We start from the raw sequence: 5366 nt of genomic DNA, 5'->3' as shown, positions 1-5366 counted from the left end.
CTTTCACCCCCCGTGTGGAGGGTCGGACATTTTTGTCAGCTTTTTGCTGGCGATTGTTTTGCTGGGTTTTCGGACTCTGGTTTTTGATCTGATTGCACCCTTTCGGGGGTGTGGTTGTGAGTCTTCAACGGAGAGTTTGATCCTGGCTCAGGACGAACGCTGGCGGCGTGCTTAACACATGCAAGTCGAGCGGTAAGGCCCTTCGGGGTACACGAGCGGCGAACGGGTGAGTAACACGTGGGTGATCTGCCTCGCACTTCGGGATAAGCCTGGGAAACTGGGTCTAATACCGGATATGACTTGCTGTCGCATGGCGGTGGGTGGAAAGATTTATCGGTGCGAGATGGGCCCGCGGCCTATCAGCTTGTTGGTGGGGTAATGGCCTACCAAGGCGACGACGGGTAGCCGGCCTGAGAGGGCGACCGGCCACACTGGGACTGAGACACGGCCCAGACTCCTACGGGAGGCAGCAGTGGGGAATATTGCACAATGGGCGAAAGCCTGATGCAGCGACGCCGCGTGAGGGATGACGGCCTTCGGGTTGTAAACCTCTTTCGACAGGGACGAAGCGCAAGTGACGGTACCTGTAGAAGAAGCACCGGCCAACTACGTGCCAGCAGCCGCGGTAATACGTAGGGTGCGAGCGTTGTCCGGAATTACTGGGCGTAAAGAGCTTGTAGGCGGTTTGTCGCGTCGTCTGTGAAAACTCACAGCTCAACTGTGAGCTTGCAGGCGATACGGGCAGACTTGAGTACTGCAGGGGAGACTGGAATTCCTGGTGTAGCGGTGAAATGCGCAGATATCAGGAGGAACACCGGTGGCGAAGGCGGGTCTCTGGGCAGTAACTGACGCTGAGAAGCGAAAGCGTGGGTAGCGAACAGGATTAGATACCCTGGTAGTCCACGCCGTAAACGGTGGGCGCTAGGTGTGGGTTTCCTTCCACGGGATCCGTGCCGTAGCTAACGCATTAAGCGCCCCGCCTGGGGAGTACGGCCGCAAGGCTAAAACTCAAAGGAATTGACGGGGGCCCGCACAAGCGGCGGAGCATGTGGATTAATTCGATGCAACGCGAAGAACCTTACCTGGGTTTGACATACACCGGAAACCTGCAGAGATGTAGGCCCCCTTGTGGTCGGTGTACAGGTGGTGCATGGCTGTCGTCAGCTCGTGTCGTGAGATGTTGGGTTAAGTCCCGCAACGAGCGCAACCCTTGTCCTGTGTTGCCAGCGGATTATGCCGGGGACTCGCAGGAGACTGCCGGGGTCAACTCGGAGGAAGGTGGGGACGACGTCAAGTCATCATGCCCCTTATGTCCAGGGCTTCACACATGCTACAATGGCCGGTACAGAGGGCTGCGATACCGTGAGGTGGAGCGAATCCCTTAAAGCCGGTCTCAGTTCGGATCGGGGTCTGCAACTCGACCCCGTGAAGTTGGAGTCGCTAGTAATCGCAGATCAGCAACGCTGCGGTGAATACGTTCCCGGGCCTTGTACACACCGCCCGTCACGTCATGAAAGTCGGTAACACCCGAAGCCGGTGGCCTAACCCCTTGTGGGAGGGAGCCGTCGAAGGTGGGATCGGCGATTGGGACGAAGTCGTAACAAGGTAGCCGTACCGGAAGGTGCGGCTGGATCACCTCCTTTCTAAGGAGCACTTCTCCACGATCCTCCACGCTGGTGGATGTGGTTGTGGCAGAGACCATTTCGGGCTCGAATGTAGCCCGGTGGAAGCTCATGGGTGGAACGCTGACAACTTCTTCTGCGTATCGGTCGGTCCTCGGTGACCGGCTGGTGGTTGATATATCGACACACTGTTGGGTCCTGAAAGAACAGACGTTCTTTCCAGGCAAAAAATACGATCCGCCCGGATTTCCTGGATACCTCGGGGTTTTTGGTTTCGATGGTCTTGGAGTTCGATCCGGTGTGGGTGTGTTGTTTGAGAACTGCACAGTGGACGCGAGCATCTTTGTTTGTAAGTGTTTAAGAGCGTTCGGTGGATGCCTTGGCACCAGGAGCCGATGAAGGACGTAGGAGGCTGCGATAAGCCTCGGGGAGCTGTCAACCGAGCTGAGATCCGAGGATTTCCGAATGGGGAAACCCGGCACGAGTGATGTCGTGTCACCCTCCGCTGAATATATAGGCGGTGGGGAGGGAACGTGGGGAAGTGAAACATCTCAGTACCCACAGGAAGAGAAAACAATTGTGATTCCGTGAGTAGTGGCGAGCGAAAGCGGATGAGGCTAAACCATGCGTGTGTGATAGCCGGCAGGCGTTGCGCGTGTGGGGTAGTGGGGCCTACTTTCCTATCACTGCCGTGGTAGGCGACAGTCAGAAAAGTGCGTGTTAGTCGAAGTGGTCTGGAACGGCCTGTCGTAGAGGGTGAGAGTCCCGTAGACGAAAATGCGTGCTCTGTTGTAGTGGGTTCCCGAGTAGCAGCGGGCCCGTGAAATCTGCTGTGAATCTGCCGGGACCACCCGGTAAGCCTGAATACTCCCTGGTGACCGATAGCGGACTAGTACCGTGAGGGAAAGGTGAAAAGTACCCCGGGAGGGGAGTGAAATAGTACCTGAAACCGGACGCTTACAATCCGTCAGAGCCTTCCATTTCGGTGGTGGGGTGATGGCGTGCCTTTTGAAGAATGAGCCTGCGAGTCATCGGTGTGTGGCGAGGTTAACCCGTGTGGGGTAGCCGTAGCGAAAGCGAGTCCGAATAGGGCGTTTTTAGTCGCATGTCATGGACCCGAAGCGGAGTGATCTACCCATGGCCAGGGTGAAGCGACGGTAAGACGTCGTGGAGGCCCGAACCCACTTAGGTTGAAAACTGAGGGGATGAGCTGTGGGTAGGGGTGAAAGGCCAATCAAACTCCGTGATAGCTGGTTCTCCCCGAAATGCATTTAGGTGCAGCGTCACGTGTTTCACGCCGGAGGTAGAGCTACTGGATGGCCTAGGGGGCCTACAAGCTTACCGAAGTCAGCCAAACTCCGAATGCCGGTGTGTGAGAGCGTGGCAGTGAGACTGCGGGGGATAAGCTTCGTAGTCGAGAGGGAAACAGCCCAGATCGCCGGCTAAGGCCCCTAAGCGTGTACTAAGTGGAAAAGGATGTGGGGTCGCGAAGACAACCAGGAGGTTGGCTTAGAAGCAGCCACCCTTGAAAGAGTGCGTAATAGCTCACTGGTCAAGTGATCCTGCGCCGACAATGTAGCGGGGCTCAAGTACACCGCCGAAGCCGCGGCATTCCAGTATTATCTTGCTTTCGAGCCAGGAGCTGGGATGGGTAGGGGAGCGTCGTGCAGCCGTGGAAGCAGCAGTGTGAACTAGTTGTGGAGGCTGTGCGAGTGAGAATGCAGGCATGAGTAGCGAAAGACGAGTGAGAAACTCGTCCGCCGAATGACCAAGGGTTCCTGGGCCAGGTTAATCCGCCCAGGGTGAGTCGGGACCTAAGGCGAGGCCGACAGGCGTAGTCGATGGACAACGGGTTGATATTCCCGTACCCGTGTATCCGCGCCCAATGGTGAATCATCTGTGCTAATCGTCCTGAACCGGATGGACTTCCTTCGGGAAGCTGGAAGGGGATGCACGAGACCCTGGGTGTAGTAGTCAAGCGATGGGGTGACGCAGGAAGGTAGCTGGGCCAGGTGTTGGATTACCTGGTGTAAGCGTGTAGGGCGTTGTGTAGGCAAATCCGCACGACATGAGCCTGAGACGTGATGCGTAGCCGATTGAGGCGAATTCAGTGATCCTATGCTGCCGAGAAAAGCCTCTAGTGAGTTGGTACACGGCCCGTACCCCAAACCGACACAGGTGGTCAGGTAGAGAATACCGAGGCGATCGAGAGAACTGTGGTTAAGGAACTCGGCAAAATGCCCCCGTAACTTCGGGAGAAGGGGGACCACGTCTGGTGACCGGCTTTACGCTGTGAGCTGGGTGTGGTCGCAGAGACCAGAGAGAAGCGACTGTTTACTAAAAACACAGGTCCGTGCGAAGTCGTAAGACGATGTATACGGACTGACGCCTGCCCGGTGCCGGAAGGTTAAGAGGACCGGTTAGCGCCTTCGGGTGCGAAGCTGAGAATTTAAGCCCCGGTAAACGGCGGTGGTAACTATAACCATCCTAAGGTAGCGAAATTCCTTGTCGGGTAAGTTCCGACCTGCACGAATGGCGTAACGACTTCTCTGCTGTCTCAACCACAGACTCGGCGAAATTGCATTACGAGTAAAGATGCTCGTTACGCGCGGCAGGACGAAAAGACCCCGGGACCTTCACTATAGCTTGGTATTGGTGTTCGGTACGGTTTGTGTAGGATAGGTGGGAGACTGTGAAGCGGGCACGCCAGTGTTCGTGGAGTCGTCGTTGAAATACCACTCTGGTCGTATTGGACTTCTAACCTCGGACCCTGATCGGGTTCAGGGACAGTGCCTGGTGGGTAGTTTAACTGGGGCGGTTGCCTCCCAAAATGTAACGGAGGCGCCCAAAGGTTCCCTCAGCCTGGTTGGCAATCAGGTGTCGAGTGCAAGTGCACAAGGGAGCTTGACTGTGAGACTGACAGGTCGAGCAGGGACGAAAGTCGGGACTAGTGATCCGGCACCGGCATGTGGAAGCGGTGTCGCTCAACGGATAAAAGGTACCCCGGGGATAACAGGCTGATCTTCCCCAAGAGTCCATATCGACGGGATGGTTTGGCACCTCGATGTCGGCTCGTCGCATCCTGGGGCTGGAGTAGGTCCCAAGGGTTGGGCTGTTCGCCCATTAAAGCGGCACGCGAGCTGGGTTTAGAACGTCGTGAGACAGTTCGGTCTCTATCCGCCGCGCGCGTCAGAAACTTGAGGAAGGCTGTCCCTAGTACGAGAGGACCGGGACGGACGAACCTCTGGTGTGCCAGTTGTCCTGCCAAGGGCACTGCTGGTTGGCTACGTTCGGAAGGGATAACCGCTGAAAGCATCTAAGCGGGAAGCCTGTTCCAAGATGAGGTTTCTCACCACCTTCGAGTGGTTAAGGCCCCCTACAGACCATGGGGTTGATAGGCCGGAACTGGAAGCACGGTAACGTGTGGAGGTGACCGGTACTAATCGGCCGAGGACTTACCAACAAAGGTTGCTACGCGTCCACTGTGCGGTATCTGAAACAACACACAGATACCCTTTTGACACCCCGCCCGGTGTCGCCCACCAAACCCCCAAGCCGGGGTGGGTGGGCGGTAGTGTGCGAGTGTGTTGGGGGGTGTGGATAGTTTCATAGAGTTACGGCGGCCATAGCGGTAGGGAAACGCCCGGTCCCATTCCGAACCCGGAAGCTAAGCCTGCCAGCGCCGATGGTACTGCACTCGACAGGGTGTGGGAGAGTAGGACACCGCCGGAACATCCTTCACGA

The 5366-nt window shown here is 56.8% G+C and carries 3 rRNA genes; all 3 read left to right on the top strand.

The features are described 5' to 3' along the window. Window positions 1-124: 124 nt before the first annotated feature. A 16S ribosomal RNA gene (locus tag ABZ803_RS35195) occupies window positions 125-1643 on the top strand. A gap of 326 nt (window positions 1644-1969) precedes the next feature. Continuing rightward, window positions 1970-5085 (top strand): 23S ribosomal RNA (locus ABZ803_RS35190). 152 nt (window positions 5086-5237) lie between these two features. Continuing rightward, window positions 5238-5354 (top strand): 5S ribosomal RNA (gene rrf / locus ABZ803_RS35185). The 16S, 23S and 5S rRNA genes sit together here, the layout of an rRNA operon. The last annotated feature ends 12 nt before the right edge of the window (window positions 5355-5366 follow it).

This window comes from Nocardia sp. NPDC047648 (genome assembly GCF_040642815.1).
Classification (GTDB): Bacteria; Actinomycetota; Actinomycetes; order Mycobacteriales; family Mycobacteriaceae; genus Nocardia; species Nocardia gamkensis.
The sequence above is the reverse complement of the archived record's forward strand: the minus strand, read 5'-3'. Positions and strand labels throughout refer to the sequence as shown.